At 68.6% G+C, this 25,481-nt stretch carries 22 protein-coding genes; 5 read left to right on the top strand and 17 right to left on the bottom strand.

Going from position 1 to position 25,481, the window contains the following annotated elements; translation table 11 throughout:
- Positions 1–47: 47 nt before the first annotated feature.
- From ACGFH6_RS10230 to ACGFH6_RS10210, 5 genes are read right to left on the bottom strand one after another with little or no spacing between them, the layout of a single operon-like run.
- Entirely contained in the window at positions 48–935 is an 888-nt protein-coding gene (locus ACGFH6_RS10230; RefSeq protein WP_393382246.1) for an ABC transporter ATP-binding protein, read from the bottom strand.
- Positions 932–1,744: an ABC transporter ATP-binding protein gene (locus ACGFH6_RS10225; RefSeq protein WP_393382244.1), complete on the bottom strand. Its 813-nt coding sequence runs from the start codon at positions 1,742–1,744 to the stop codon at positions 932–934. The genes ACGFH6_RS10230 and ACGFH6_RS10225 overlap by 4 nt, the downstream gene beginning before the upstream one ends.
- A complete protein-coding gene (locus ACGFH6_RS10220) occupies positions 1,737–2,612 on the bottom strand; it encodes an ABC transporter permease (protein WP_393382242.1) in 876 nt (291 codons plus the stop codon). The genes ACGFH6_RS10225 and ACGFH6_RS10220 overlap by 8 nt, the downstream gene beginning before the upstream one ends.
- Positions 2,613–2,617: 5 nt before the next feature.
- The gene (locus ACGFH6_RS10215; protein WP_393382240.1) at positions 2,618–3,712 is read right to left on the bottom strand and encodes an ABC transporter permease; all 1,095 of its coding nucleotides are present in this window, start codon (positions 3,710–3,712) and stop codon (positions 2,618–2,620) included.
- Positions 3,709–5,547 (bottom strand): ABC transporter substrate-binding protein, encoded by a 1,839-nt coding sequence (locus tag ACGFH6_RS10210; RefSeq protein WP_393382238.1) that lies wholly within the window; start codon positions 5,545–5,547, stop codon positions 3,709–3,711. Before ACGFH6_RS10210 ends, ACGFH6_RS10215 begins: the two co-directional genes overlap by 4 nt.
- 310 nt (positions 5,548–5,857) lie before the next feature.
- On the opposite strand from ACGFH6_RS10210, the gene ACGFH6_RS10205 reads away from it, so the two are divergent.
- The gene (locus ACGFH6_RS10205) at positions 5,858–6,673 is read left to right on the top strand and encodes a class I SAM-dependent methyltransferase (protein WP_393382236.1); all 816 of its coding nucleotides are present in this window, start codon (positions 5,858–5,860) and stop codon (positions 6,671–6,673) included.
- Between the two features lie 63 nt (positions 6,674–6,736).
- Entirely contained in the window at positions 6,737–8,533 is a 1,797-nt protein-coding gene (locus ACGFH6_RS10200; protein ID WP_393382235.1) for a tetratricopeptide repeat protein, read from the top strand.
- Here ACGFH6_RS10200 and ACGFH6_RS10195 read toward each other — a convergent pair.
- Positions 8,524–11,490, bottom strand: a complete 2,967-nt coding sequence (locus ACGFH6_RS10195; protein WP_393382233.1) for a sacsin N-terminal ATP-binding-like domain-containing protein — start codon at positions 11,488–11,490, stop codon at positions 8,524–8,526. The two genes, ACGFH6_RS10200 and ACGFH6_RS10195, sit on opposite strands and share 10 nt — an antisense overlap.
- Positions 11,491–11,589: 99 nt before the next feature.
- Here ACGFH6_RS10195 and ACGFH6_RS10190 point away from each other — a divergent pair, with 99 nt between their 5' ends.
- A complete protein-coding gene (locus tag ACGFH6_RS10190; RefSeq protein ID WP_393382232.1) occupies positions 11,590–12,387 on the top strand; it encodes an SGNH/GDSL hydrolase family protein in 798 nt (265 codons plus the stop codon).
- A 4-nt stretch (positions 12,388–12,391) separates the two neighbouring features.
- Entirely contained in the window at positions 12,392–12,988 is a 597-nt protein-coding gene (locus ACGFH6_RS10185; protein ID WP_393382229.1) for a GNAT family N-acetyltransferase, read from the top strand.
- 13 nt (positions 12,989–13,001) lie between these two features.
- Here ACGFH6_RS10185 and ACGFH6_RS10180 read toward each other — a convergent pair whose 3' ends face one another.
- From ACGFH6_RS10180 to ACGFH6_RS10135, 10 genes are all read right to left on the bottom strand, one after another.
- A complete protein-coding gene (locus tag ACGFH6_RS10180; protein WP_393382227.1) occupies positions 13,002–13,802 on the bottom strand; it encodes a GNAT family N-acetyltransferase in 801 nt (266 codons plus the stop codon).
- Between the two features lie 320 nt (positions 13,803–14,122).
- Positions 14,123–14,845: a YqjF family protein gene (locus tag ACGFH6_RS10175; protein ID WP_393382225.1), complete on the bottom strand. Its 723-nt coding sequence runs from the start codon at positions 14,843–14,845 to the stop codon at positions 14,123–14,125.
- 3 nt (positions 14,846–14,848) lie between these two features.
- A complete protein-coding gene (locus ACGFH6_RS10170; protein ID WP_393382223.1) occupies positions 14,849–15,169 on the bottom strand; it encodes a hypothetical protein in 321 nt (106 codons plus the stop codon).
- A 68-nt stretch (positions 15,170–15,237) separates the two neighbouring features.
- On the bottom strand, positions 15,238–16,239 hold the full coding sequence (locus ACGFH6_RS10165) for a sugar phosphate isomerase/epimerase family protein (protein WP_360443637.1): 1,002 nt from the start codon (positions 16,237–16,239) through the stop codon (positions 15,238–15,240).
- 374 nt (positions 16,240–16,613) lie between these two features.
- Positions 16,614–17,774, bottom strand: coding sequence for a xylose isomerase (gene xylA, locus ACGFH6_RS10160; protein WP_393382221.1), 1,161 nt, complete (start codon positions 17,772–17,774; stop codon positions 16,614–16,616).
- Complete coding sequence (locus ACGFH6_RS10155; RefSeq protein WP_393382219.1) at positions 17,771–18,934, bottom strand: Gfo/Idh/MocA family protein; 1,164 nt, start codon at positions 18,932–18,934, stop codon at positions 17,771–17,773. Before ACGFH6_RS10155 ends, xylA begins: the two co-directional genes overlap by 4 nt.
- Before the next feature lie 13 nt (positions 18,935–18,947).
- The gene (locus ACGFH6_RS10150) at positions 18,948–19,988 is read right to left on the bottom strand and encodes a substrate-binding domain-containing protein (protein WP_393382217.1); all 1,041 of its coding nucleotides are present in this window, start codon (positions 19,986–19,988) and stop codon (positions 18,948–18,950) included.
- Positions 19,989–20,011: 23 nt separating this feature from the next.
- On the bottom strand, positions 20,012–21,052 hold the full coding sequence (locus ACGFH6_RS10145) for an ABC transporter permease (RefSeq protein WP_393382215.1): 1,041 nt from the start codon (positions 21,050–21,052) through the stop codon (positions 20,012–20,014).
- Positions 21,049–22,551, bottom strand: a complete 1,503-nt coding sequence (locus ACGFH6_RS10140; protein ID WP_393382214.1) for a sugar ABC transporter ATP-binding protein — start codon at positions 22,549–22,551, stop codon at positions 21,049–21,051. The genes ACGFH6_RS10145 and ACGFH6_RS10140 overlap by 4 nt, the downstream gene beginning before the upstream one ends.
- The gene (locus tag ACGFH6_RS10135) at positions 22,548–23,819 is read right to left on the bottom strand and encodes an ROK family protein (RefSeq protein WP_393382212.1); all 1,272 of its coding nucleotides are present in this window, start codon (positions 23,817–23,819) and stop codon (positions 22,548–22,550) included. The genes ACGFH6_RS10140 and ACGFH6_RS10135 overlap by 4 nt, the downstream gene beginning before the upstream one ends.
- Positions 23,820–23,957: 138 nt before the next feature.
- Between ACGFH6_RS10135 and ACGFH6_RS10130 the strand changes: the two genes are divergently transcribed.
- Positions 23,958–24,536 (top strand): hypothetical protein, encoded by a 579-nt coding sequence (locus ACGFH6_RS10130; RefSeq protein WP_393382210.1) that lies wholly within the window; start codon positions 23,958–23,960, stop codon positions 24,534–24,536.
- Here the strand turns inward: ACGFH6_RS10130 and ACGFH6_RS10125 are convergent.
- Positions 24,533–25,360, bottom strand: a complete 828-nt coding sequence (locus tag ACGFH6_RS10125) for a hypothetical protein (RefSeq protein ID WP_393382208.1) — start codon at positions 25,358–25,360, stop codon at positions 24,533–24,535. The genes ACGFH6_RS10130 and ACGFH6_RS10125 overlap by 4 nt on opposite strands.
- Positions 25,361–25,481: the final 121 nt, after the last annotated feature.

Below are 25,481 nucleotides of genomic sequence, written 5' to 3'. Positions count from 1 at the left end.
GGCGGGCTCCGATCGCGCTGACCGGCAAGGCCCAGAGGCGGCTCCGTCTACAGGATGGGCGCTGCGGGCTTGGTGGCGTCGGCCGGGGTGTTGTCGTCCAGTTCCTCGACGGCGTCGACGTTGATGCGGGTGGTCCAGCGGTTGTCGGGGTCGGGTTGAGGGATGGAGTCGAGCAGGAGCCGGGTGTACGGGTGGGACGGCTCGTGCATCACGGTGGAGACCGGGCCACGTTCGACGATCGAGCCCTTGGTGATCACCATGACCTCACCGCCGAGGTAGTAGACGGTGGACAGGTCGTGAGTGATGAACAGCGTCGTCATCCCGTGTTCGCGCTGGAAGTCGAGCAGGATGTCCAGGAAGTGCCTGCGTACCTGGGCATCCAGCATCGACACCGGCTCGTCGGCGATGATGAACGACGGCCGCAGCATGTGGACCCGGGCCAGCATGATCCGTTGCCGCTGGCCACCGGACAGCTGGTGCGGATACCGGCCGAGAACGTTCTCCGGCTCCAGCCGCACCGCCCGCAACGACTCCTCGATCAGCTGCAGACCCTTGGATCGGCTGCTGGTGAGCCCGAACTTCTTCACCGCCTTCCACAGCACCCGATCCACCCGGTAGAACGGGTTGAAGATCGCGTAAGGGTCCTGGAACACCGGCTGGACGTCGCGCCGGTACTGGTCGTACTCGGCTCGGCTCAGCTTGAAGATGTCCTTGCCGCCGTAGAGCACCGATCCTTCGGTCGGCTTCTGCAGGCCGAGCACGTTGCGGGCGATCGTGCTCTTCCCGCTGCCGCTCTGGCCGACCAGGCTGACGACCTGCGGCGGCTCGGCCGCGAGCGTGAAGCTCACGTCCTCGACGGCGGTGATGTAACCGCCTTCCACGCCACGCGCATGGAATCGTTGCTGTACGCCACGAAGTTCGAGCTCGGACTTCACGAGGCCCTCCGTCCTAGCCGTGGGATCGATTCGATCAGCTGCCGGGTGTAGGGATCCCGCGGGTCCTTGAACACCTGGCGTACGTCGCCGACCTCGACCAGCCGGCCCTCGTACATCACCGCGACCCGATCGGCCAGCTGCGCGTGCACTCCCATGTCGTGGGAGATCACCATCAGCGTCACGCCGAAGTCGCGGCGCAGGTCGCCGAGCGACTGCAGGATGACCCGCTGGATCGTCACGTCCAGCGCGGTGGTCGGCTCGTCCGCGATCATCAGGTCCGGCTCCAGCGCGACCGCGATCGCCATCAGTACACGCTGTTTCATCCCGCCGGACAGCTCGTGCGGGTACATCCCGGCGACCCGCGGCTCCAGCCCGACCTCTCCGAGCAGCCGCGGGATCATCGTGTCGACCTCACCCCTGCGACCGGGCGCGTGTTCGAGGATCACGTCCTTGAACTGGTCCCGGACCCGCATCACCGGGTTGAGCGAACTCATCGATCCCTGCGGGAGATAGGACAGCGCGCTCCAGCGCAGGACCCGAAGCTCCTCGCCGTTCACCTTCAGCAGGTCGACCGGTGACCGGCCGCCCGGATAGAACTTCACCGAGCCCGCGGTCACCTTGCCGGGCGGTTTGAGCAGCCGGAGCAGCGCCACCGCGAGGGTGCTCTTGCCGCTGCCCGACTCCCCCGCGATCCCGAGGATCTCACCACGCCGGACGTCCAGATCCAGCCCGCGCACGGCCTTCACGTCACCGCGGTTGGTCGAGTACGTGACGTCGAGGCCCTTCACTTCGAGCACGGAGTCACTCACCGGCCACTCCTCTCAGCCGCGGGTTGTAGACCTCTTCGAGCCCGATGTTGACCATGTTCAGCGCCGCGAACAGCAACGTCAGCAACACGATCGGTACGACGAACATCGGCCAGGCGCCCAGCGTCAGCGCACCGGTGCCGATCGCGTTGAAGATGATCTGCCCGAGGTCGATCACCCCACCGGGCCCGAGCCCGATGATCTCCAGACCGACCAGACCGAAGATCGCACCGAGGGCGGACGACGCGAATCCGACGCCGATGAACGGCAGCAGGTTGGGCAGCAGCTCGGTGACGATGATCTCCAGGTCTCTGGACTTGCTCACTCTGGCGAGGTCGACATACGGGCGCGATCGCAGACTGAGCACCTGCGACCGGATCGTCTTGGCCGCGAACGGCCAGGAGAAGATCGAGATCATCACGCCGACCTGGAACAGGCTCACGTTCTTGGCGTACGCCGACAACGCGATGAGCAGTGGGAACGTCGGGATCACCAGCAGAATCCCGGTGAAGGTCGACAGCACCCCGTCGATCCACCCGCCCTTGTACCCGGCCACGAACGCCACGATCACGCCGACGACGGTCGAGATCACGCCCGCGATCGCGCCGATCTGCAGCGACACCGAGAGCGCCTTCACCACCATCGCGAACACGTCCCGGCCGAACTGGTCGGTGCCGAGCAGGTGCTGTGACGACGGCACCAGCCACTTCTCGTACGCCGCCAACTCGATCGGATCCTGGCCACCACCGACGGCCTTCGCGATCAACGGGCTGCACAGCGCCAGCAGCACCAGCAGCACGAGGACCACCAGTCCGATGGCCAGTCGCCGGCTGTTCCGGATCGTCCGCAGTACCGCTGTCAGGAGTCTCATCGTGATCACTTCCAGTACTTGACCCGCGGATCGAGCAGCGGGAGCAGGAGGTCGAGGATCAGGACGGCAGTCAGCACCGAGAAGATCGCGATGTTGGTCACCCCAAGGATCGTGTTGAAGTCGAGCTGCTGGATCGCGGTGACCAGCGTCGTCCCGAGACCCGGGTAATTGAACAGCTGCTCGACGAGCACGTTGCCGTTGAAGATGAAGCCGAGCGAGATGCCGAACGCGGTGATCTGCGGCAGGTAGCAGTTCCGCAGCGCGTACCGGGTCAGGATCCGCGAGCCCTTCAGGCCCTTGGCCTCGGCGTACACCAGGTAGTCCTCGCCGAGTATCGGGATCATCAGCATCCGGGTGGACAGGATCCAGCTGAACGTCCCGATCACGACGATGGACAACGCCGGCAACAGCCCGTACTTGAGCACACTGCCGATGAACTCCGGCGTGATCCCCGGACTGATGTTGGAGTCGTACGCCGATCTGGCCGGCAGCATGCCGAGTGAGTACGCGAAGATGTACACCAGGATCAGCGCGACGAAGAAGTACGGCACGTGCGACAGCGCGATCGACAGGTTGGTCGCGATCCGTGATCCGAGCTTGCCGCGACGCCAGCCCGCGATCGCGCCGATCACGACGCCGAAGATCCAGGCCAGCACCGCGGAGATGCCGAGCAGACCGATTGTCCAGGGCAACGATCTGAGGATGACCGTCTGCGCCGAGGTCGGGTAGTTGATCAGCGAGGGCCCCATGTCGCCGTGCAGGATCAGCTTCTGCATGTACTTGAGGTACTGGGAGAACAGATTGCCGTCGAGACCGAACTCGTGCCGGTAGCGCGTGATGATCTCGACACTCGCCTGCTGGTTGTAGATGTAGTTCTGCTGCAGGGTCTGGATCAGCGTCTGGATCGGGTCACCCGGCATCAGCCGGAAGAAGAAGAACGCGATGGTCAGCGCTCCCCACAGCTCCACCAGGTAGAGCCCGAACCGGCGGATCGCGTACGCCGCCAGCGGATGCCGCGACAGCCAGGCCCGCACCCCCGAGACGGGCACGGAGTCCTGGCTCTTGTCGACAGCTACCGCGGGCGGGGCCTCCGCCGTCACGCGGGTCCCTTCTGCCCGGTGGCCTGGATCTTGCCGAGCACGAAGATGAAGTGCGGCCACCAGTTCAGCGGCACCTCGTAGAGATCCTGGTCCGTCGGCCAGTCCTTCCAGAACGCCGTGTTGAAGTACGACGGGTAACCGGTCTGGATCACCGGGAGCAGCGGCAACTGCTGGTAGTAGATCTCCAGCGCCTTGTCCAGCAGCGGCTTCGCCTCCTCGCTCTCCGGGTCCATCCCGGCCAGCTTCTTGGAGACCTCGTCGAACTCCGGGTTCCGGAACCGCATCTTGTTCTTCTGGGCGGCGTTCTTGCCGATCGGCTGCGCCTTGCCGCTCTCCCAGTCGGTGTAGAGCTGCTCGGGGTCGATCGCGAATCCGGCCCAGTTGGAGTCGATGTCGTACTCGCCGCGCTGGAACTTCTCGTCGTGCACGCTGCCGGCCAGGCTGCGCAGGGTTGCCGGCACGCCGACCTTGCCCAGCTCGGTCTTCAGCAGGTTCGCGATCGCGTACTCCGGGCCGTCGACCGGCGAGACCGTGATGATCTCGAGGTTGATCTCCTTGCCCTTGTAGGTCCGCTTGCCGGCCCCGTTCTTCGGCGCGATCTCGTCCAGCAGCTTAGTGGCCTTGTCCGGGCTGAACTCGAACTTGTATTTGTTCGCGAGATCGTCGTTCTTCCACTTGTCGTTCGTCGGGTAGTCCGCCCACGGGTACTGCGCCGGCGGCACCTCGACCGGCCAGATGGACTTGCCGATCTTCTCCCGGTCCACGCAGTAGTTGATCGCCCAGCGCATCTTCTCCTCGGCCATCACACCGCGGCCCGGGTCGCAGTTCAGCCAGATCGTGCGCGGGTTCGGGTCGTGGAACTGCGTGGTCACCAGGTTCGGGTAGCCGGTGTTGCGCAGCTGCTTGGCGTGCGGCTCGTCGACCGAGCCGACGTCGAACTCGGCCCGCTCGAAGGCCAGCGACGCCTGGTCGAGCTGCTTGGAGGTGCTCTGGAAGACGACGTACTGCGGTTTGACGTCGAGCTTGTCCTTGGCCCAGTAGTTCGGGTCCTTCTCCCAGACGAACATCTTCTGGTTCCGGATCGCCTGCTTCAGTTTGTACGGGCCGGACCGCACCGGCGGGTTGTCCTTGTACTTCGTCGGGTCCTGTGGCTTCCAGATGTGCTCGGGCATGAGGTTGATCGGCGCACCGGCGATCGCGGCGATGAAGTTGTAGTGCAGCCGCGGCGTCGGCTTGAGCAGCTTGACCACCGCGGTGTGGTCGTCGGTCACCTCGACGTCCTTGACGAACTCCTTCAGGTCACCACCGCCGCCGAACAGGTCGGGCCGGTCCTTCAGCAGCATCACGGTGAACTTGAAGTCGTTCGCGCCCAGCGGCTTGCCGTCGTTCCAATGGGCCTTCGGATCGAACTTCATGGTCAGCTCGGTGTGGTTGTCGTTGTATTTGTACTCCGTCGCCAGCCACGGCGTGAGCTTGCCGGTGGCGAAACTGAGGAAGAACAGCGGCTCCGTGCTGAGCTCGACTCCCGCACCGCCCGGCGTACCGTTCGGGATCATGCCGTTGAAGCTGTCGAAGACGGTGTACTCGACCTGACCGACGATCACCGTCTGCTCCCGCGGGACCGGGATGTTGGCCTTGCCGATCTGGATCGACTTGGTCGCGACGGGCTTGTTGTCGGCGGGCTTGTCGGAATACGAACCGCCGCCACCGGAGCAGGCGGCCAGGAAGGCGGTCATCGCCGCCGCGGCGCCTCCACCGACGAGGCTTCGCCGACTCAGCTGATAGCGGACGACTTCTTCGACATCTTCGAACTGCGGGCGCGGCGCTTCATCCATGACGAAAGTCACCTCCGTTTTCGTTGCGCGGATACGGCGGTCACCGACCGAGAGGTGTCACGGACTATAAGTAGCGTTGACAACGTTGGCAAGAGTTCATTGCCACGTTGGAAGTTGGTCACCGAATGCGCAGATCAGTGGATATACCAACCTCTGACAACGATGTTTTGCTCTGCGTGACCAGGCGCACGGCTGGTCTCGTCGTGGTCGTCACACGCCGCGTCACACGGTGACCGGGTTCGATGTCCGGTATCGGCCATCACAGCGGCCGGAAACGATTCCGAAGTGGTAGTGACTTCCAGGGGGAGAGATGACGAGTACGGCCGTGGATTTCGAGGCGATCAAGGACAAGCAGCGGGCCGGTTGGCAGACCGGCGACTACCCCCGCGTGGGCAACACGTTGCAGATCATCGCCGAGCTCCTGGTCGAGGCCGCCGATGTACGCGCCGGGCAGCAGGTGCTCGACGTCGCGTGCGGTCAGGGCAATGTGGCGATGGCGGCAGCGCGCCGCTTCGCCGAGGCGACCGGCGTCGACTACGCCGTGAACCTGCTGGAGCAGGGGCGTGAGCGGGCCGCGGCGGAGCACTTGCCGGTGACGTTCACCGAGGGGGATGCGGAGAAGCTTCCGCTGCCTGACAAGGCGTTCGACCTGGTCGCGAGCACCGTCGGCGTGATGTTCGCGCCGAACCATCAGCAGGCCGCGGAAGAACTGGTCCGGGTCACCAAGCCAGGCGGGAAGATCGCGCTCGCGTCCTGGACGCCGGCCGGCATGATCGGCCAACTGTTCAAGGTCGTCTCGAAGTGGGCGCCGCCGCCCCCCGGCGTCCAGCCCGCCACACTGTGGGGAGCCGAGGAGCACCTGTTCGACCTGTTCGGCGACCGGGTCGAGTGGACGGCGCTGACCAAGCGCGAGTACGTGTTCCGCTACCACTCGCCCGAGCACTTCGCCGAGTGGTTCATGGACTTCTACGGCCCGATCACGCGCATCGCGGGCAGTCTGGACGGCGAGGACTACCGCCATTTCGCCAGCGATCTCGCCGACGTACCGCGAGCGTTCGACTACGCGGACGACGGAACCGTTGCCGCCCGCGCCGAATATCTCGAGGCGGTCGGAACCCGCCGCTAGCGGGCACTCCCGGGATCGCGGGGGGCGGGTGACACTGGAGACCTCACGGAGGGGGTGAGGTCTTTGGCGACGATCCGTCTGCTGGGACCACCGGAGATCGAGGTTGACGGCCGACCGGGCCGTCAACCTCGGGGGCGCAAGGCGTGGGCACTGCTCGGCTACCTGCTACTGGCCGAGCGGCCGCCCAGCCGGCGTCGGCTCGCCGAACTGTTCTTCGCCGACGCCGAGGACCCACTCGGCGCCCTGCGCTGGACGTTGGCGGAGCTCCGCCGTGCGATCGGCGTACCGGATCTGCTCACCGGCGATCCGGTCGTGACAGCTCTCGACGATGCCACGACAGTCGACGTCCTGCTCGTCGGCGAGCCGTCCACGGCGCCGGAAACCCTGCTGTCATTGGGCGGAGAGCTCTTGGAGGGCATGGACCTGGAGTCCTGTCCGGAGTTCGAGTCCTGGTTGCTGGTGGAGCGGCGCCGGGTGGCCGGCGCGCTCGAGGCACGGCTGCGGCAGAACGCGGTCGCTCACCTCGCGGCCGGGCAGGCTGACCAGGCGATCCCCTTCGCGGCGAAGGCGGTCGCGATCAATGCGCACGAGCAGGGCAACCATGAACTCCTGATCCGCAGTTTGGCAACATCAGGTGACAGAGTGGCCGCACTGCGGCAGATCGCGATCTGCGAGGACCTGTTCCGGCGCGAACTGGGCGTCGAGGTGTCGACCTCGCTGCAGGAGGCCGCGACGGTCGCACCGCAGTCGCCCGCTCCCCTGAGCGGCCGGGCGGCTGCCGTCAGTCAGCTTCAGGCAGGGCGTGCCGCGATCGTCGCCGGCGCGGTCGATGCCGGTCTGCAGTGTCTGCGACAGGCTGCCGCGCTGGCCGTGCAGTGTCGTGACAAGACGCTGGAAGCACGCGCACTGGCGGCTCTTGGCGGCGCGCTCGTGCACGCGATCCGCGGTCATGACGAGGAAGGCGCGATCGTTCTGCACGAGGCGCTGCTCGTGGCAGATGAGGCCGGAGAACGCTCCACCGCCGTTCTCGCATTCCGTGAGCTGGGGTTCATCGAGGTCCAGGCGGGCCGCCGGAAGACGGGTGACGAGTGGTTGGCGAAGGCCCAGGCTCTCGCCGCATCGGATGAGGAGAACGCCGCGATCCTCGGCGTACGCGGGATGAACTCCTCGGACCGATCCGACTACCCGACCGCCTTCGAGCAACTGGGCCAGTCGGTCGAACTCGCGGGACGCTGCGGCGACCGCCGTCAGCAGGCGTGGTCGCTGTCGCTGGTCGGACGCGCACACTTGCTGCGCGGCGAGTACGACGAGGCCGCGGCAGCGCTGGCGGAATCACTCGACCTGGTCCACCAGGAGCGCTGGATCGCCTTCCTGCCCTGGCCACAGGCATTCGTCGCCGAACTCGACTTGCACGCCGGCAAACTCGACGCCGCGGTCGAAGGGTTCGAGCAAGCCTGGGCGTTGGGTTGCCAACTCGGCGACCCCTGCTGGGAAGGTATGGCGGGCCGGGGCCTCGCGATGCTGAACGCCCAGCAAGGCGACCACTCCGCGGCGACCAAGTGGCTCGACCTGGCCCTCACCCGCGCCAGCACCGAACCGGACCGCTACCAGTGGGTCCACGCCCACGTCCTCGACGCCGCGATCACCGCGGCCCTGGACCAGTCCGACCACGACCGCGCCCTGCAACTAGCCGGCCGACTGTCCGCCCTGGCCGCCCGCTGCGACCTCCGCGAACTCCTCGTCCACGCGAACCTCCACCTGAGCCACCTGGGCAACCCGCAAGCAGCCGTCACCGCCCACACCCTCAGCACCACAATCGACAACCCCGCCCTCCACGAACTCGTCGGCCATCAGTCGTAGGCGGCGTCGGTGAGGAGCTCGGAGCTTCGGTGCGGTTCGTTGAGTACGGCGCGGATCACGTGGCGCTGGTCCCAGCGGCCACTGGCCCACGCCAGCGCCTTGGCCAGGCCGTCGAACGTCGCGGCGTGTGGCGCGCCGTCGCCGTCCACCCACCACGACACCTCGACCCTGTCGACCGTGAGTTCCTCGTGCTCCCACCAGGTCTGCGGGACCCCGGGGACAAGCTCACGGACGAGGTCCGGCACCTCGGCCGCCGTACCCTCGCCATCGATCGTGCCCTCGGCAACTTCATGCGCCATCGGTACGTCGAGCAGGTCGCTCAACCCGTCGGCCGCCGCGCCGGACGCGACCACGAACCCACCGAGATCCTCGCGCTGCAACCACATCGGCCCGTCGACGACCACCGCCTGACCCGCATCGATCACCTGGGTCGTCCCGTCGTCGCAGAGCACGCGTACCTGATCCGGCGCATCGCCCGGGAACAGCGACAACGTTCCCAGCTGACGCCACAGACGCAGCAGAGCACTCTCGTCGACCTCGCGCTCAGGATCCGCGATCCGGTCCAGCACCAGACTGATGCCATCGGCATCGAGATCGCCGACCTCACGGACCAGCCCGATCGCCGTGCGTACCTCAGGATCAAGCACCGCGGTCCATTCCGGCGCCTCGTCGAGAAACGTCGCCAGCACGGGCTCCGCATCCGGATCGGCCCGCCCGGCCAGCGGTTCCCCGTCCTCCAGCAGGACGCGCTCGCGGATCCACCAGGCCGAGTACGACGGTACGCCGAGCGGCCGGTCGTCCGGCCCGACAACGCGCACCTGCGTCACCAGGGCGCGGCGCAGGTCCGGAGACGATCCGAGCAGCTCGAGCACCCGCGGCCAGGCGTCGTCGGTGATCCAGTCCAGATCGCGGATCGCGCTCAGCTCGCCGACGGTCGCGCCGTACCGAGATCCATCCGGCGCCACGTCGTACGCCCAGTCCTCGATGCCGTCCAAGTCCTTCAACGACTCGGGCAGTTGGTCGAGCGCGACGTCCGAAGCCGTCACCAGGCCGAGCGTCGCGAGGACGCCGACGGCCTCCAGCGCCGGAAGACCGTAGCGGTCGAGGACGGCGCGATCGATCGGCGCGACTTCGTCGTCGTCGAGCACCTCCGCAGCCTCGGACCCGGGAATCACGAGCGCGTTCGCCGGCACGAGCTCGCCGTCAGCGTCACGCAGGACGAGGTCCGAGAGCCACCACACTCCCTTGGCCTGCGACGGATCGGCAGCGACCAGACTGAGCACGGCCTCCGCGATCGCGTCCGGATCGTCGGCATCGACGGAGTGCTCGACAGCCGTCCGTACGGCGCTGTCCTCGAGCAACGATCGCGGCGTCGCGGGAAGCGCCCCGAGCCGCTCAAGCGCCGGGTCCACCGCCTCCGGATGAACGATCCGTACGCCGTACTCCCCGAAGGCGGCCAGGATGCCGGTGGGTATTTCCGGGCCGGGCAGGAGCAGACCGCGCACACCACGCACGAGCCGGCCGTCGGCGAGCGGGACCGGAAGTGTGCCAAGGGATTCACGCAGCAGGGCATCGGTGACCATGCCGCTGAGAGACGCGTAGAGAGCGCTCCACCAGGCGGGAGGTTCGTCGGCGGCGACTCCCCCGAGTTGATCCACCACCTCGGCCAACTCGAGCCTGCGGACGCCGAGCGTCTCGAGGGCCAGCGTGTCCTGCAAGGTCGACCGGATCAGCCCGCGGACGATCGGCGCGAGTACTGCGTTGAACGCGGCGTCGGCGCCATCGACCACGACGGCGTCCCGCGGCCGGAGCAACGTCTCGTCCTCGACCGCCCGGACGATCGGAGTGCCCGGGAGGACGGCGACGATCTCCTCCCGGAGAGCGCGATCAAGCGTTCCCGCCGCGAGCCCGGTCGGCACGAGCTGGAGGACGTCGTCGCCGTCCTCGACCCGCGTTCGCAGCAGCTCGGCGTACGCCGTCGCCGCTTCGCGGACCAGTCGATCGGTCAGCGGGCCCTTGGCGACGTGCCGCCGGGTCGGGTCCAGCGGGAAGCTCGCGAGCAACAAGGCCTGCAGCGATAGCGGTTCGTCGGTCGGAGTGGGCGCCTGGACGACCCCGGGCAGCTCCACCTGATCGCGTGGGAGAGCCCAGAGGACCGACCAGGTCGGGCGAGCGCGCTCCTCGATCGGGCGATCGGCGAGCAGCTCCTGACGTTCACGGTCGTCGAAGACACCGGCTGCGCGACCCACCCACCAGCGGGATTCCGCGTTCTCCAGGACCCTGCGACCGTCCGCGGTCTGGATGTCGATCCGGTCGAGATCCGGGAGCGCGAGCAGCAGCGCGTCGCCCGCCTCCTCGAGCAGCCGGCGAACGAGAGCGGCCGCGTTCTCGTCCCGCAGCGGCAGGATCACCGCGGTGTCGTATCCCTGCGGCGGCTCACCGTCGGCTTCGAACGGCAGCCGCAACACCGGTACCTGCCCGTCGCGCCGCCGTACCTCGGTGTCCAGCCCGGACGACCCGAGCGCCGTGATCGCCGCCGCCGTGTCCGCCTTCGAGAACCGCACGGCGCCGGTGCGCGACAGGATCACCGGCTCGTCGCTCACCGCGAGGACGGCGGAGAACCCGACCCCGAACCGCCCGACCGCGGCCTCGTCCCGCTTGGCCGAGGCGCGCAACGTCGCGAGTGACTCAACTCCGTCGGCGGACAACGGCGTACCCGTGTTCGCCACAACCAGAGTGCTGCCACGGAACTCGTAGAGAACGCGTCCTGGCGTACCGGCCCGTGCCGCGGCGTCGGCCGCGTTCTGCGCCAGTTCGATCACCAGGCGGTCGGCGTACCCGCCGAGCGCGAGATCCTCCTCGGCGTTGGCGTCCTCACGGAACCGCACCGGCGCCGCCGACCACCCGGCCAGCACCCGCTCGCGAATCCCCGCCGTACCGAACACGTCGTCGCTCACCGGTGCAGTATGCCGGGTGAGCTGGAACGGCTCCGGACCGGCATGTGTCGCCGGCCGGGCTGGAGTCGGGTCATGGTGTCAGGTCGCTATCGTGGTCAGGTGATCGATCCCGGCAGCCGGTACGTCGCCCTTGGCAGTTCCTTCGCGGCCGGACCGGGAATCGACCCGATCGTGCACCGGCCGGCGGGTCGATCGGGCCGCAACTACGCGCACCTGGTCGCCGCGGAGTTCGGCCTGGACCTCGTGGACGTGACGTACTCCGGCGCCACCACTGCACACCTCCTGGACACTCGGCAGGACGACGCGCCGCCGCAACTCGACGCCGTCACGCCGGGCGCCGCCCTCGTCACGATCACTGCCGGAGGCAACGATCTCGACTACGTCGGGACGTTCGTCCGCGGCAGCATGCTCAACACCCTCGCGAAACCGGCCACTCTCCTCGGCCGCCGTGTCGCCAACCGGATCCGTGCCCGGGTCAGCTACCTCAAGGACGACGCGGACTACCAGGCCGTCACCGACTCGCTGACGAAGGTCGTCGAGCAGGTCCGCGACCGTGCCCCGCACGCCCGCATCGTGCTCGTCGACTACCTGACTCTGGTCGGGCCGAGCACTCGGCCGCGTCTCGACGTACCGCTGAACGAGGAGCAGTTGCCGAGCGTCGCGATGATGGCCGACAGCCTCGCTGCCGCCTTCGCAAAGGCTGCCGCGGCCGGCGGCGCTGACCTGGTCGCCGCGTCGGCCGCCAGCCGCGACCACGCCATCGGCTCGCCGGAGCCGTGGACCACCGCATTCACGCTGCGCCCGCCGGGAATGCTCGGCGGCGTCGTTCCGTATCACCCGAACGCGGCCGGCATGCGTGCTGTCGCGGATCTCGTGATCGACACGCTGAAGGCCTGACGTCATGGGCAGCCAACAGGTGCGGCAGGCAACGGTCGCGGACGTCGAGCCCGCGGTCCGGACACTGGCCCGCGCGTTCGAGGACTACCCGATGACCCGGATGGGTCTCGACCCGGACGACTACCTCGCGAGACTCACGCAGTACCAGCGCCTCTTCCTGACCGAGATCGGCCTGGCGCACGGCCGGGTCTGGGTCACTGACGATGTCAGCGCCGTCGCGGTCTGGACGACTCCGTCGACGCCGGCGGACGTCTTCGCGCCGCATGCGGACGCGTTCCAGGCGCTCGCCGGTTCGCGGGCCGCGCTCGCCGCGGAGTACGAGCAGGCGATGGGGATCTTCCGTCCGCGGGAGCCGGTCTGGTTCCTGGGTCTGCTCGGTGTCGAGCCTGACCTTCAGCACCAGGGACTCGGGCGAGCGGTGGTCGCGCCCGGTCTGTCCGCGGCTGATCAGGACCGCTCGCCGGCGTTCCTCGAAACCCAGGTGCCCACGAACCTGCCGTTCTACGAGTCCCTGGGCTTCGTCACCATCGCGGAGCTGCAACTCCCCCACGACGGGCCGATCCACTACGCCCTCTACCGGCCGCCCGCTCCCGCCGTGTGAGCTCGGCTCCGGCCTAGGCCGGAGTGTGGACGTACGGCGTGGTCGTGGTGATGGCGAGGAAGCCGAGACGCTGGAGGATCGGGGAGCTGTCGTCCGACGCGTCGACGTGGAGGTACCGGTAGCCGAGCTCGACCGCGCGGGCGGCACGAATCGCAACCAGCGCCTTGTAGATACCCTTCCCGCGCCAGTCGGCCAGCGTCGAACCACCCCACAGGCCGGTGAACTCGGTGCCCTTCTTGTAGACCGCCCACGCCGCGGACACGACCTCTCCGTCGGCCTCGGCGACATAGACGTCGGTCAGGCCGGTCGCGTGGCGACGTTCCAGGTCGTCGGCCAGCCAGGACCAGTTGTCGTTCCACACCACAGACTCCATCGCGGCGATGCGCTCGAAATCAGCGCGGTCGTTCACCAGGCCGATCGTCACCCCGTCGACGGTCGCACGGCCACGCAGGCGTTCGGCGATGTCCGAACTCTCGGCCACGAGAACGGTCTCCTGCTCCTCCGGCTCGAAACCCGCCGCACGCAGCCGATCGGGCAGGTCCGCGGGGAGGTCGTGGCCGCGCAGCTTCCACTCGACCGCCTGGCCCTTCGCGGCGAAGTAGTCGCGTTGGCGTGCGATCAGTGCGTCCACCTCGGCGTCGTCGAGGCCCTCGAGCGTGCGGTAGCTGACGAACCCCCGCATCGGGTACTCGACCCGGATCACCGGCCCGTCCATGCTCGTCGGTACGTCCGCGCCCTCGCTCGTCCCGCGCAACTGCTCGTCGTACACGGCCAGCAGGCGCTCTGCCAGTTCACTCTTCGCAGCATCAGTCACGGCAGGACTCTGGCACGCTTCCGCGTGATCCAGCGTCCCATTTCACCGTGCTTTTCAGCGTGTCGCGACTCTCGTCACTCCCCGCCACCCCAGTCGCAACCACCCGTGAGGGCTCCGCCGACGGCTCGGCCTGCGCTTGCGCTCGACCCGGCCGTGACTCTCTGTGGTGATCGGATCGGTCTTCTGCTCACGTCGGTCCGCGGCGTTGTGACTCAGCGACACCATCAGGTTCAGCGGTTCCATCGTCCCGTCCTCCGGCTCCTGGCACCGTCTCCCGGCGCCTACACCCGTACGTCGGAGCCGACCGGCCGACTTTGACATCAGATCCGGACCGGCAGTGCGAAAGTCGCCGGGACGCCTGGGCTGTGGAGGACGTGGTCGGGTGGGCGGGTCGGTTCCGCGAGGCCGACGGAGCGGAAGAGGCCGTCGATCTCCGAGGCCCTGACAGTCGCGGTGCGGAACGACCAGACCGGGTGGTGGTTGGGGAGGTACCAGGTACGCCGGGCTCGGGGCGTGTGGAGGCCCCAGCGGGCGGTGAGGAAGTCGGTCAGCGGGTCTGAAGCCACGGGCGAGCCGATCGCGACGGTGATCGTCGATGTCGCGTGCACACCCGGCCAGCGGAGAACCGACGTGTACGTGTGCTGGTCGGCTACCTGCGTGTGGGTCATCTGAGCCCAGCGATACGGCAGGCCGAAGATCGTGCGGGCCGCCGCGACCACGGCGAGGCGGTCGGCGTCGAGGCTGAGGAAGACGACACCACGACGCCCGGAATCGTCGACGGAGTACAGCCGGATGTTGGTCTCGAGGAACGATCCCAGCACAGGTACGGCGGGACCGTGCGGGAACCCGGTGCCGGTCATCCGGAACGGCACCAGCCCGACGTACGTACGCCCCTCGAACGTGTCCGGACGGGTACCCGCCGGGAAGAAGTGCGCGACCTCAACCGGATCCAGCGCCCAGTGCAGGAACGTCAGATCCAGCCACCGCTGCCGCAGGATCCATGGCCGCTCCAGCTCCGGTGCATCCGGCCAGATCGCGTCCACCCTTCAGTCGGCGGTCGGGCGGACCTCGCAGGTCGGCAGGCCGTTGTTCAGTTGGCACACCAGGTACGGCGACGAGGACTCGTCCGGGGACCGCCACGGCATGACCGCCTCGCCGGTCAGCAACGTGTCGAGCGTCTGGAGCTCCGGGTCGCGCTGCTCGGCATGATGCCGGTACCCGGCGGCGCCGAGTGCGAGCGCGATCGCCATGCCGAGGAGGTTCACCTCGGTCGGCTGATCGGGAGCGACCGAGTCCTCCGCCGGGTCGAGCTTGATGCCGTGATCCGGCACCTCGACGATGCGCGCGACGTACCTGCCAGCTGTCATGAGTCCGAGCGTAGCCCCAGACCCTCGGCCGCCGTGGGAGGTCCCCGACAGGACCTCCCACACAGGACCTACGAGGAGAAGGCGGCGTCGAAGGAGGCGGTGGGCGGGTCGAAGGCGAGCGAGCGGACGAACTGGAGGGCTTCGGCGGCACCGACGAGGCGGTCCATGCCGGCGTCCTCCCATTCGACCGAGATCGGACCGGTGTACCCGATCGTGTTCAGCATCCGGAAGCACGCCTCCCACGGGACGTCGCCGTGGCCGGTCGAGACGAAGTCCCAGCCGCGCCGCGGGTCGCCCCAGGCCAGATGCGAACCCATCCGGCCGTTGCGGCCGTTGCCGACCTGGCGCTTCGCGTCCTTGCAGTCGACGTGGTAGATCCGGTCCTTGAAGTCCCACAGGAAGCCGACCGGGTCGAGGTCCTGCCAGACGAAGTGCGACGGGTCCCAGTTCAGGCCGAACGCCTCCCGGTGGCCGATCGCCTCCAGCGTCGCGGTGGTCGACCAGTAGTCGTACGCGATCTCCGACGGGTGCACCTCGTGCGCGAACCGGACGCCGACCTCGTCGAACACGTCGAGGATCGGGTTCCAGCGGTCGGCGAAGTCCTGGTACCCGGCCTCGATCATGGCCGGCGGCACCGGCGGGAACATCGCGATCGTCTTCCAGATCGACGAACCGGTGAAGCCGACGACCACATCGACCCCGAGCGCCCGGGCCGCGCGGGCGGTCGTCTTCATCTCCTCGGCGGCGCGCCGGCGCACACCTTCGGGATCGCCGTCGCCCCAGATGTGCGCGGGCAGGATGGCCTGGTGCCGCTGGTCGATCGGGTCGTCGCAGACCGCCTGGCCCAGCAGGTGGTTCGAGATCGTCCACACCTTCAGGTTGTGCTTCTCCAGGATGTCGCGGCGATCGCGCACGTACGCCTCGTCCTCGGCGGCACGCCGCACGTCGAGGTGGTCACCCCAGCAGGCGATCTCCAGCCCTTCGTAGCCCCAGGAGGACGCCAGCCGGGCGACCTCCTCGAACGGCAGGTCGGCCCACTGGCCGGTGAACAGGGTGATCGGTCGAGCCATGGTCATCTCCTTGTCGAACAACTTCTTCCGGTACGTCGGTCCAGCCGGGGCGGGCTGCACGGATCGGGTCGGGTATCCCCCGGCGGCGCCTGGAGCGCGGGGCGGCGCCGGGGGTCCCCGCCGGCCGCGGGAGGTCGCGCTGCCGGGTGCCCCGATCGGGGCCCGACGGCGGTCAGCAGCGTGCGGCTGGGCACGTTAACGGCGCCAACGTCGCCGCGATCAGGGCGAGCACGAGAACACACAGCAAGGTGCCGTGCCTGCGTAGCTGGATCATGCGGAGCTCCTCATGGGTCGGACAAGGGCGCGCGCTCCATCACTACAGTTCCCGTGCTCTGCCCTGCGCGGGAGTTACTACGGTGGTGTCACCAACCGGATCAGCGAACGCCGAGCAGGTGCTCCATCGCCAACTGGTCCAGCTTCTCGAACCCGAGACCGCGCTCGGCCAGCGCTTCCCGGTCGTATTTCTCGTTGCGGAGGTCGGCCAGGCTCTCACCCTCGGCCAGGGTGGGCTCGGACAACTCCGCCACACGTGCGGCGGCCAGCGCCTCCGCGACCTCGGGATCGGCACGGAACGCCTGAACCTTGTCGCGCAGGATCAGGTAGTTGCGCATGCAGCCCCGCGCGGTCTCCCAGACGCCTTCCTCGTCCTCGGTCCGCGGCGGCTTGTAGTCGAAGTGGATGTATCCGTCGTACGCCGGCTGGTTCCCCGATCCCTGCAGTACGTCGACCGTCCAGAAGGCCTCCCGCAGGTTCCCGGCACCGAACCGCAGGTCCTGGTCGAAGCGCGGACCGTGCTGCCCGTTGAGGTCGATGTGGTACAGCTTCCCGTGCCACAGCGCCTGCGCGATGCCGTGCGCGTAGTTCAGGCTGGCCATCTGCTCGTGGCCGACCTCGGGGTTGATGCCGACCAGTTCCGGATCGGCCAGATCGTTGATGAAGGCGATCGCGTGCCCGATCGACGGCAGCAGGATGTCACCGCGCGGCTCGTTCGGCTTCGGCTCGATCGCGAACCGGATGTTGTAGCCCTGCTCCCGGACGTACGCGCAGAGCAGATCCATCGACTCCTTGTACCGGTCGAGCGCGGCCCGCACGTCCTTGGAACCGCCGGACTCGGCGCCCTCACGCCCACCCCACAGCACGTAGGTCGACGCCCCCAGCTCGGCCGCGAGGTCGACGTTGCGGAGCACCTTCGCCAGGGCGTACCGCCGGACCTGGCGGTCGTTGGCGGTCAGCCCACCGTCCTTGAAGACCGGGTGGCTGAACAGGTTCGTGGTCATCATCTCGACGCCCAGGCCGGTGTCGGCCAGGGCCTTCGTGAAGCGCTCGAGCACCTGCCCGCGGGTGGCGTCGTCGGGTACGACGTCGTCATCGTGGAACGTGACCGCCGCGGCGCCCAGTTCCGCGAGCTTCTCCACCGCGTGCACGGGGTCCATCGCCGGACGGACCGCCGTACCGAAGACGTCGACGCCCTGCCAGCCGACCGTCCACAGACCGAACGAGAACTTGTCGTCCTTGGTCGGGGTATAGCTGTTCATTCAGGAATCTCCTGCCATTGTCGGGAGGTCGAACTGGCCTCGACCGCGGCCAGCACACGCTGGACCCGCAGCCCGTCGGCGAACGACGGCGTCGGATCGGCTCCTTCGGCGATCGCGGTCACCAGGTCGACGGCTTGATGAGTGAACCCGTGCTCGTATCCGAGCAGGTGGCCGGGCGGCCACCACGCCTCGACGTACGGGTGGGCGGACTCGGTGGCGAGGATGCGGCGGAAGCCGGCCGTCCTCGCGTCTTCGGTTGCGTCGTAGTAGTGCAGGAGGTTCATGTCCTCGAAGTCGAACGCGAGGCTGCCGTCGCTGCCGTTGATCTCGATCCGGATCGCGTTCTTGCGCCCGGTCGCGAACCGGGTCGCCTCGAACACCCCGAGCGCGCCGGATTGGAAGTGCGCGAGGAAGACCGCGGCGTCGTCCACGGTGACCGGTCCGCGCTCGGTGCCCGCCGTACCGGCCAGGCCCGAGTGCTCGGCCGCGACCGGACGCTCCTTCACGAACGTCTCGAGCTGACCGCTCACCTCGGCGATGTTGTCACCGGTGATGTACTGCGTCAGGTCGATGATGTGCGCGCCGATGTCGCCGAGGGCGCCGGAGCCGGCCTTCTCCTTGTCCAGCCGCCACGACAGCGGCGCCTCCGGATCGGCGATCCAGTCCTGCAGGTACTGCGCCCGGACGTGCCGGATCGTCCCGAGCTTGCCCTCGGCAACGAGCTGGCGAGCCAGCCCGATCGCCGGCACCCGGCGATAGGTGAACCCGACCATCGACCTGATCCCCTTGGCCCTGGCCGCTTCCGCCGCGGCCGTCATCGCCTCGGCCTCCTCGACCGTGTTGGCCAGCGGCTTCTCGCACAGGACGTGCTTGCCGGCCTCCAGAGCGGCGATCGCGATCTCGGCGTGGCTGTCCCCCGGCGTGCAGACGTCGATCAGCTGGATGTCGTCGCGGCCGAGCAGCTTGCGCCAGTCGGTCTCGGTCTCCTTCCAGCCGAGCTTGGTCGCGGCCGCCTGGACGGCCTCGGGGTTGCGGCCACACAGCACGTTCATCGCCGGGTCCAGCGGCAGGTCGAAGAAGCGCGGCGCGCTCCGCCAGGCCTGCGAGTGGGCCGCTCCCATGAACGCGTAGCCGATCAGGCCGATGCCCAGGTTCGTCATGACTCTCCTCGTGTCAGCTCTCGAATGCGGTAGGCATGTACTGGTCCACGTTGTCCTTGGTGACGACCGGCGCGTACAGCTGCACGGTGCGCGGCACCTCGACCTCCACCAGGTCGCCGAGGGCCTTCTTCTGCACCAGCAGCCGGGCCAGCCGGACGCCGTCGGCGCCCTGCGTGGACGGGTAGATGACGGTGGCCTTCAGCAACGAGTTGCCGGACTTGATGTCCCGCATCACGTTCGCCGAACCGGCCCCGCCGACGACGAAGAACTCCTTGCGGCCGGAGTTCTTGATCGCGGCCATCACGCCGACACCCTGGTCGTCGTCGTGGTTCCAGATCGCGTCGATCTTCGGTGCCGCCTGCAGCAGGTTGGCCGCGGCCTTCTCACCGGACTCGACGGTGAACTCGGCGGCGACCCGGTTGCTCACCTTCAGGCCGCAGTCGGCCAGGGCCTCCTTGAAGCCCTTGCTGCGGTCCTGGGTCAGCGGCAGCGAGTCGATGCCGGCGATCTCCGCGACCACGGCGTCCTTCTTGTCCTTCAGCTGCTGGCAGACGTACGTGCCGGCCGAGACACCCATGCCGTGGTTGTCGCCGAGGATCGTGGTCCGGGCCGCGAACGAGCTGTCGAACTCACGGTCCACGTTCACCACCGTGATGCCGGCCTCCATCGCCTTGGTCGCCACCGGGGTGAGTGCCGCGCCGTCGAACGGCAGCAGCACGATCGCGTCCACCTTCTGGTTGATGAACGTCTCGACCTGGCTGATCTGCAGGTTCACGTCGTTCGTGCCCTCGGCAACGATCAGCTCGACGTCGGGGTACTTCTTCGCCTCCGCCTGGGTCGCCTTGGTGATGGCGCCCATCCAGCCGTGGTCGGCGGCCGGTGCGGAGAACCCGATCCGCACCTTCTGGCCGGGCTCGTCGTTCTTCCCGGCCGCGACTGCCGGTGCCGGGGCGTTGTCGCTCTCCTCGGCCTTCGGGGTGTTGCTCGTACAGGCGGCCAGGGCGAGCACACCCAGACCGGCGATGGCAACGCTTGCGAGTGTTCGTGCGGACATCGTTGTCCCCTCCTTGTGGTGATTCATTGGCTGGTTGCCCGGGCGGCGAGTCGCTGCTGGAGGAGGACGGCGATCACGATGATCGCCCCCTTGGCGACCGACTGGGCGGAGATGCTCAGGTTGTTCAGCGTGAAGACGTTGTTGAGGGTGGTGAAGATCAGGACACCGAAGACGGTGCCCACGATCGTGCCGCGGCCGCCGGACAGCAGCGTGCCGCCGATCACCACGGCCGCGATCGCGTCCAGCTCGTACAACTGGCCGTGGGTCGCGCTGCCGGTCGTCGTCCGGGCCATCAGCATCACCGCGGCGATCCCGCAGCACAGCCCGGCCAGGACGTAGAGGGCGACGGTGTGGCGCTGCACCTTGATGCCGGCCAGCCGGGCGGCTTCGGAGTTGCCGCCGACGGCGAAGGTGCGGCGGCCGAACGTGGTCCGGTTCAGCAGCACCCAGCCGGCCGCGGCGACCAGCAGGAAGATCCACACCAGCACCGGTACGCCGATCAGCGATCCGCCGAAGAAGTCGACGAACGAGTTCACCGTGATGATCTGGGTCTTCCGGTCGGAGATGATCTCGGCCAGGCCACGGGCCGCTGCCAGCATCGCCAGCGTCGCGATGAACGGCACGATCTTGCCGTAGGCAATGAGCAGGCCGTTCACCAGACCACAGGCGGCACCGACGGCCAGCGCCGTGGTGACCATGAAGATCCAGTGCAGGTCGGACCCCAGTTGCTGGGTGGCCACCGTGGTGGCCCAGACCGACGCGAGGGCGACCATCGCGCCGACGGACAGGTCGATCCCGCCGCCGGTGATGACGAACGTCATGCCGATGCTGACCACACCGATCACGGCCGCGAGCCGCAGGATCGTCAGCACGTTGGCGCCGGTGGCGAACGTGTCCCCCGAGGTGATCACTCCCACGATGCAGAGCAGAACCAGCGCCACCACCAGACCGAGGTTGCGCCCCACGCCACTGTTCAGCAGACCACCGGACCGCGGGGCCGCCGGTTGGGTGACCGTTGCCTGGGTCGATGCAGTTGTGTCCTGAGGTGCGATCTCGTCACTCACACCGCACTTCCTTCCATCACCAGGTCCAGGACCTGATGCTCGTCGATGTCTTGCGCGGGCCCGATGTGGACGGCACGCCCCTCCCGAAGTACGACGACCCGGTCGGCCAGACCGAGCACTTCCTCGACCTCACTGGAGACCAGCACGATCGCGACCCCGTTGGCGGACAGATTGCGGATCAACGCGTAGATCTCCGACCGCGCGCCGACGTCGACGCCCCGCGTCGGCTCGTCGAGCAGCAGCACGCGGCACTCCCGCAGCAGCCAGCGGGCCAGCACGACCTTCTGCTGGTTCCCGCCGGACAGGTTGCGTACGGGATGCTCCACCCCAGCAGGGCGGACGTCCAGCGCGGTGGCGAGCTGCGCGGCGGCCTCCCGCTCGGCCCGGCCGTTCAGGAATCCCCCGCTGGCGAACCGCCCCATGCTCGACACCGTGATGTTCTTGAACACGGCCTCGTCCAGCAGCAGCGCCTGACTCTTGCGTTCCTCCGGCGCCAGCCCGACGCCGGCCTTCACCGCGGCCTGCACCCGCCCGGGTCGCAGTGTCACGCCGTCGACCCGGACCGATCCGGTCGCGGCCCGGCGGGCGCCGTACACGGTCTCGAGGACTTCGGACCGCCCCGAGCCGACGAGCCCGGCCAGCCCGACGATCTCGCCGGCCCGCACGGTGAACCCGATGCCGGCGAACTCACCCGGCCGGGTCAGGTCCTCCACCTCCAGAACGACGGGCGCCGTACTGAGGATCTCCCGGCGGGGCGGGAAGGCGTACTCGATCGAGCGACCGGTCATCAGCCGGATGAGTTCCTTGGTCGGGGTCGCGCGGGCGTCGAGGCCGGTGGCGACGGTCGCACCGTCCTTGAGCACGGTGACCCGGTCGCCGACCTGGCGGATCTCCTCGAGCCGGTGCGAGATGTAGACGACCGCCACGCCGCGCGCGGTCAGGCCGCGGATGACCCGGAACAGGTTGGCGACCTCTTCGGGATCGAGCACCGCGGACGGCTCGTCCATCACGATCAGCTGCGCGTCCCGCGACAGTGCGCGGGCCATGCTGACCACCTGCTGGCCGGCGGCGGGCAGCGAACCGACGGACCGATGCACCGGGATCTCGCCGTGCCCCAAGCCCTGCAGGATCTCTCGGGCCCTGGCCGTCGCCTCGTGCCGGCGGCTGAAGCCGAAGCGGGACGGCTCGTGGCCGAGGAAGATGTTCTCGGCCACGGACAGTTCGGGGACCAGGTCGAGCTCCTGGTAGATGGCGGCGATACCGCGCTGGATCGCAGCGGTCGGGCTGTTCAGCTGGACCTGCTCGCCGTTGATCCAGATCGCCCCGGCATCGGGCTGATGAGCGCCGGTCAGCACCCGGATCAACGTGGACTTGCCGGCGCCGTTCTGGCCGAGCAGGCAGTGCACCTCGCCGGCCCGGACGTCCAGGTCGACGCCGCCGAGCGCTCGTACGCCGGGGAACTCCTTGACGATCCCGGTCATCATGAGCAGATCGTTCATTGCGCCACCCCCGAGTCCACACGGCCGATCACGGTCGGATCGACCAGGACCTGCTCCAGCGAGATCTGCGCGCCGCCGCGGACCGCCGCGGCGAACCCGAGGTCCGAGCGGACCACCTGGCAGCCGCCGCCGTCCGGCGCGATCACACGCTCGCGGATCGCCTTCTCCAGTGGTTCCTTCAACCACGGCCCGAGGACGGCGAAGTAGCCGCCGAGCACGAGCACGTCCGGGTTCAGGATGTTCACCAGGATCGCTCCCCCAATCCCCAGCCAGGTACCGACTTCCTTCAGCGCGGTCAGTGTCCGCGCGTCCCCCGCCTCGGCCCGCCGGGTGATCCCGGCCAGCCGTTGCTCCACGTCCAGGGACGGATCCCGGACCGGGTCGTCCCTGTCCGTTGCCTTGTGCAACAGTGCGCTCAGGCCGACGACCGTCTCCCAGCAGCCGGTCCGCCCGCAGCCGCAGGTCCGGCCGGGTGGCGCGACGGGCATGTGGCCGACCTCGCCGCTGTAGCCGCGTCCGCCGCGGAGCAGATGCCCGTTCGACACCATCCCGCCGCCGACACCGACCGCACCGGTCAGGAGCACGAGATCCTGCACCGGCGTGTTCTTGCGCAGCTCCGAGTACGCCGCCAGGGCCGCGAGGTTCGCCTCGTTGTCGACGTGCAGCCGGTACGTCGGTTCGCCGAGACGCGACCGCATCTCCTGGATCACCTGGACCTCGCCCCAGCCGAGGTTCGGCGCGAGCTTGAGGTCGCCGGTGTCGCCCTGGACGAGGCCGGGCACGGCGACGGTCACGCCGGCCAACTGTCCGGCCCGCGCCTGCACGGCGGCCACGGCCTCGCGGACGAGGTCGGCCACCCGGTCAAGCGTCGTACTGGGGTCGAGGTGGGCCACGTCGAGCGGGTCGCGGCGTTCGATGACGGTGTCGCCGGCCAGGTCGAGGGCGGAGACGGCGATGTAGTCGACGTTGATCTCGGCACCGATGCCACACACGCCGCTGCCGTCCAGCTCGACCAGCTGGCCGGGGCGGCCGAGGGCGCGGGTGGAGTCGGCCGGGCCTTCGCGGAGCAGGCCGCGCTCGACCAGCTCGGCGACCAGGCTGCTGACGGTGGCCTTGTTCAGGCCGGTGTCGGCGGCGATCCGGGCTCGCGACTTCGGCCCGGACTCGCGGACGTGGCGCAGGACCACGGAGAGGTTGTTGCGGCGCAGCGAGACGTGGTCCGCGGCAACGGCTCGGTCTCCCGGACGGCGGCCGTCGGTCAACGTCATCAGGCCACCCCTCCTCAGACTTTGTCTGTTGAGGCAACAAACTAAGTTTCAGCGGTGGGGCCGTCAAGGGCTTGTCACGATCGCTTTCTTGCAAGACTCTGTTCGAGATTTCCTCCGCCTCCGACAGGAGTCCGCCCCATGAAGCTCTCCCGCCGTACTTTCCTCGCCTCGACTGCCGCCACCGCACTGGCCGGGGCAGTCCCTCAGGCCGCATCCGCCGCCAGTCCGCCCGGTGACGTCGTCGGCAAGGTGACCGTCGGCTACCAGGGCTGGTTCGCCTGCGGTGGCGACGGTGCACCGATCAACGGGTGGTGGCACTGGAGCAACAACTGGGGCCAGCCGCCGTCACCCACCAACACCGCGATCGTGAGCTGGCCGGACGTCCGCGACTACAGCTCGACGTACCAGACGGCGTACCCGAATCTCGGGAACGGGCAGGCCGCCCGGCTGTTCTCGTCGTACGACCAGCAGACCGTGAACACGCACTTCCAGTGGATGCAGCAGAACGGCTGCGACACGGCCGCCCTGCAGCGGTTCAACCCGACCGGTGGCGAAGAACCGACCCGCGCGGCCGGCTCCGGGATCCGCGCCCTCGACGAGGACGGTACGGCGTGTACGTCGGACTACTACTTGCGGTTGACCAACGACGGCGGCCGGATGTTCAAGGGCCAGGCGCCCGTGACGGCAACCCGGCCCACGCAGCCGTGGCCCGCCTAGAACAGCTCCATGCTGTCCGCGGCCGCGGTGATGACGGGGTTGTCGAGGTACAGGCGGCAGGCGATGGCGTGTCCGGCACAGGTCAGCAGCGACGGACCGGCCGCGTCCACGACGCGGTAGGCCACCGGATGCTGGCAGCGCTCGACCGCGCCCTCGTTCTGCCGGTGGCAGCCGAGGATGTGGCAGGTGACGGTGTCGCCGACGTTCATCAGTGTCAGGCCGTGCTCGGGGCACACGCCCCAGCCGACGCCGCAGGCCTGGGCTTCGTTCGCGGCCAGGCGGACGAGGCTGCCGGCGGTCGCCTCGAGCTCGCCCGCGATCGTGCGGAACGTGCTCGCGGCCTGGTCGAGCTCACGCCGGAACCGGCGCAACTCGACGGACTCGGGCATGCCACGGGTGGCGGCCTGCAGGTTCTCGGACAGCGCCATCGCCGCGACCGCGATCTCGTCGACGCGGACCGGGGTGTTGAACTCGCCCAGCGGCGTACCGTTCACGCGCGTGCTCGGCCGCTGGGACCAGTGCACCTGCTCGGGGCCGTTCTCCGGGCGGTTCTCCGGGCCGGCCTGAGGACCGGCCTCGGGCCCGCTCGCGGGGTTGGCTGGTCGAGCCCCGGTGTCGCGTGCGGGAGCGTTCTCCGCGGCCTTGCCGCGGCCCCGCTTCTTGTGGTCGCGATGCTCCGCGGGAGCTCTGTGCTCGTCGGCCCCTTCGTCCGCCGGCAGGTGGCCGAGTGGAGCTTGGGGCTGCGAGCCGTGACCATTGGTCCCGTCAGCCGCCGGGGTCCCGTTGACCGGGAGCCGGCTGTCCTGTGCTGTCCGCCCGTTCATACAGCCTCACTCTTCAAGTGCCTGGCCATCGCCATGCCTGCCCCCTGATGTGCCTCCGGGGGCCGATCGTGCCATGTCCCCGGCGCTTGATACCAGAGGAAATCACCGAGCGTCACCCACT

This window comes from Kribbella sp. NPDC049227, assembly GCF_043197265.1.
Taxonomy (GTDB): domain Bacteria; phylum Actinomycetota; class Actinomycetes; order Propionibacteriales; family Kribbellaceae; genus Kribbella.
Note: the sequence above shows the minus strand (reverse complement) of the source record. Positions and strands in the feature narration are given on the sequence as shown.

Coding starts and splice junctions, on each gene's coding strand:
- ACGFH6_RS10220 (WP_393382242.1), bottom strand. CDS start 2,612: ATGAGACTCCTGACAGCGGTACTGCGGACGATCCGGAACAGCCGGCGA.
- ACGFH6_RS10210 (WP_393382238.1), bottom strand. CDS start 5,547: ATGGATGAAGCGCCGCGCCCGCAGTTCGAAGATGTCGAAGAAGTCGTC.
- ACGFH6_RS10205 (WP_393382236.1), top strand. CDS start 5,858: ATGACGAGTACGGCCGTGGATTTCGAGGCGATCAAGGACAAGCAGCGG.
- ACGFH6_RS10185 (WP_393382229.1), top strand. CDS start 12,392: ATGGGCAGCCAACAGGTGCGGCAGGCAACGGTCGCGGACGTCGAGCCC.
- ACGFH6_RS10170 (WP_393382223.1), bottom strand. CDS start 15,169: ATGACAGCTGGCAGGTACGTCGCGCGCATCGTCGAGGTGCCGGATCAC.
- ACGFH6_RS10165 (WP_360443637.1), bottom strand. CDS start 16,239: ATGGCTCGACCGATCACCCTGTTCACCGGCCAGTGGGCCGACCTGCCG.
- xylA (WP_393382221.1), bottom strand. CDS start 17,774: ATGAACAGCTATACCCCGACCAAGGACGACAAGTTCTCGTTCGGTCTG.
- ACGFH6_RS10155 (WP_393382219.1), bottom strand. CDS start 18,934: ATGACGAACCTGGGCATCGGCCTGATCGGCTACGCGTTCATGGGAGCG.
- ACGFH6_RS10150 (WP_393382217.1), bottom strand. CDS start 19,988: ATGTCCGCACGAACACTCGCAAGCGTTGCCATCGCCGGTCTGGGTGTG.
- ACGFH6_RS10140 (WP_393382214.1), bottom strand. CDS start 22,551: ATGAACGATCTGCTCATGATGACCGGGATCGTCAAGGAGTTCCCCGGC.
- ACGFH6_RS10135 (WP_393382212.1), bottom strand. CDS start 23,819: ATGACGTTGACCGACGGCCGCCGTCCGGGAGACCGAGCCGTTGCCGCG.
- ACGFH6_RS10130 (WP_393382210.1), top strand. CDS start 23,958: ATGAAGCTCTCCCGCCGTACTTTCCTCGCCTCGACTGCCGCCACCGCA.
- ACGFH6_RS10125 (WP_393382208.1), bottom strand. CDS start 25,360: ATGAACGGGCGGACAGCACAGGACAGCCGGCTCCCGGTCAACGGGACC.